This window comes from Sedimentibacter sp. (assembly GCF_033447055.1).
Taxonomy (GTDB): Bacteria; Bacillota; Clostridia; order Tissierellales; family Sedimentibacteraceae; genus Sedimentibacter.
Genome location: NZ_JAWQJF010000159.1, coordinates 1 through 3266, shown reverse-complemented (window position 1 = coordinate 3266; position 3266 = coordinate 1). Strand labels below are relative to the sequence as shown.

Genomic DNA, 3266 nt, shown 5'->3' with positions numbered 1-3266 from the left:
GATTTGCTTTTACTACTTCTCCACTTGCTGTTGCAAATGCTTCTGTAGCTCCTGCTTTATAGTAGTTTACTGTGTATCCTAATTTTTGTGTATCGTCTATAGTGTTTTCTACAATAATAGTCATAGGATCATTAGGATCTACTGAAATATTACTTGATGGACTACCAAGAAGCGTAATTCCATCTGACCTTAGCTGTACATTAAATTGATCATTATTTTCATAACCTGCAGGCACAATAATCTCTTTAATTATATAAGCACTGCTATTTGTTGTGTCTATAGTGAAAGAAAATTCATTCTTTCCAAGGCCTTCATTTGCTGGCCCTGCTGCTACTCTCTCTACTCCAGCTCCTTGTTTGTCAACTGCAAATGTTGCACCCTCTAATGGATTTCCAGCTTCATCGACCTTTACTATTTTAGCTGTAACATTTGGATTTGGTACAAATACCTTTGGGAATATTGGTATATTTTTATTGCTATGTACCGTATCAATTGCATCAGTATATGTTATATTTGCTGATTCATTAGTGTCTAAATCAGGAGCATCCACAGAAGCGGTTTCAGAACTATATACACCATCTTTCAGTTTAATTTTAAATCGAACTTCTATGCCAGGTTGTGAAATTTTATCAAATGACATTTGAATATCTGCTGTGTTAGCATCACCATCTGCACCTAATGTATAATAAACAGGTTGTGTATTGACGCTTGAAACAGGTGTCCATGCATTAGTATTAGTACCCGAAGCCACTTTGGAACGGTATTGAACTGAATCACTGGTACCAATATTCAAATCAAAGTTTTCTTTTTTCACTAAATCAGTTAATCTCACATCCGAAGCAAAACTTAATATTGAACCGGCTATACCATCAAATACGCTTTCCAATTGAGTTAAATCTGTAGATGCTTTAATTAAATATTCAGGTTTACTTACAAACGTTGGAAGCAATGTATTTAATATAAACGAGTTATTTATTGTAAGATAATGTTCATAGTAATATCCTAAAAACCAATGTCTTTCTCTATCTAGCGTTTTATTCCATGTTTTTTCTTTATAAAAGTTAGAACCTATATTCTCAACATCACTACTTGGAATTTCATCGCCTAAATAAAAATTTTCGCCACTTCCTACATTTGGATCCCAATATACACAGTACATTGGCATCTCTTCATATTCTACTTGTATTTCTCGCGCCTCTTCTGTGGCATGTTTACTATAACCATAGTCCACATCATTTCTTCGTGGTGCTGGAGCTCCATCAGTAAATAATACTAATGCTTTTTTAGAATTCTCATTTGCAGAATCTAACAAGTTTTTTGCTCTTTCAAAAGCTACGCCAGTATTTGTATCACCATCTGCCTCCATAGCATTAACTGCATTTTTTAGAGTAGTGTCATTATTTGTAAAGGCTGTCTGTGTATAACCACCATCTCCATCTGAAAAGGTTAAAATAGATACACGATTTGAAGTGTTGTTTTCTAAAATCTTATCGATAAAATTTTTAGCGGCCGTCTTAAGATAACCAATACGATTATTACCCTTCATACTACCAGATCTGTCAAGAACTAACACGACATCAAGAGGTATCGGTTGAATTGTCGTATCTTCACCATTAATGTCAAATTGAACCCAATAATCTTTATCTGTAGCTGTAGCTTCCTCTGCCTTATATGCAGTTTTATCAACTGATAAATTGTCTCCAACTTCTACTGAAACGGCACTCACCAAATTACTCGGCATGCTCGGCATCAGCATCATCAAAGCTATTACAAAACATATTACTTTTTTAAACATTTTAGGTTTATTCATGATTTGTCCTCCTTTCTTTAAGATTTTTGTTTCTTTGTTTATTTGGTTATTTTTATTGAACAAATTATCAATAACCATTGATGTTTACACCCCCTTTCTTCCCGCTGTTATTAATTAATTTATATAGAAACAACTATTTCCCCTAGTAAAGGGAGTTGTGACTAACTAGTTAAAAGCTGAGATCCTTCGCTACCGCTCAGGATGACAAGTCTAAAACATCTTATAACTGTTGTGAATAGCAATTTCATAAAAAAAGCTGCAAAATAATTTCATAATTAATTTGCAGCCGAACGGTCATAGTTTTATAAACTTTAGACTTCTAAGCTTTGCGTCCCTACTTTTCAATAGGTTTGCCGATATTAAATTGTGTGTAGAGTATTTATACCTCAAAATTGAATCCGTAAACATAAAATTATAAATTCTCCAATTTAACATATTATGTTTCAAATCATTTAATATTATACAATTTGTTCCACATTTTCCATGATTTTTATAAACAATCCAGCTATGTTTGGATCAAATTGACTTCCGGAATTTTCTTTTATTTCTTCTAATGCCTCTTTATTACCCATCCTTGTTTTATATGGTCTATCATTTACCATAACATCATATGCATCCGCTATGGCAAACACTCTTGCCACAATAGGGATTTCTTCATTTTTGAAAAGTCCAGGATATCCTTTTCCATCCCATCGTTCATGATGAATAAGAATTAATTCATCTATTTGAGTTGCATCTCTGAATTCTTTTGCTATGTAATAACCAATTTCACTGTGCCGTTTGACATTTTCCCATTCTTCATTATTTAAGCTTCCTGTTTTTTGAAGAATATTCTTTGATACTCCTATTTTACCTATATCATGAAATTCACAGAGAAGTCTTAATTCTTCTTTTTCTGTTTCTGTTAAACCTAACTCTTCCGCCATCATCATACTCAATATTTTAAGCCTTTCATAATGAGATTTAGTCTCATATGTGATTTTTTCCAATCTGCTCTTAAGAAACTTAATCATAGAAAGCTTAGCTTCCTTGCTCTCTTTAAGTTTTTTGAAATACATTCTGTCTTCAGCTTTTTTCAACAGTTTATTAATATCTTCATCTTCAATTTCCTTCGTGGCTACACCAAAACTTATGCTGATTTTAATATAGTCCAAAGTATTCTTTTCACATCTTCGCTTTATTCTTTCCACTATTGCTAAAGCAGTTTCTTCAGTAGTTTTTGGTAACAGAACTATAAATTCATCTCCTCCAACTCTGCTTATAATATCTTCATCCCTAAAGGAGTTTGTCATTATTTCAGCTGCTTTTTTTAAAGCATTATCCCCCATGTTATGTCCAAATGCATCATTAATCAACTTGAGGCCATTTATATCACCCATAATAAGGCTTATTGGAAGTTGTCTCTTAGTATCTAATCTTGAAAGTTCTTCCTCAAAGAAATTCTTATTGTACAATC

The 3266-nt window shown here is 32.9% G+C and carries 2 protein-coding genes and 1 riboswitch; both genes read right to left on the bottom strand.

What is annotated here, in order from left to right:
* Positions 1 to 1810, bottom strand: a 1810-nt coding sequence (locus SA378_RS11050) for a vWA domain-containing protein (protein ID WP_318526035.1), incomplete at its 3' end; no start/stop codon positions are given.
* A gap of 278 nt (positions 1811 to 2088) precedes the next feature.
* Positions 2089 to 2175, bottom strand: a riboswitch (cyclic di-GMP riboswitch).
* A gap of 93 nt (positions 2176 to 2268) precedes the next feature.
* Positions 2269 to 3266 (bottom strand): diguanylate cyclase (locus SA378_RS11045; RefSeq protein WP_318526034.1); only part of this gene is annotated, 998 nt, incomplete at its 5' end.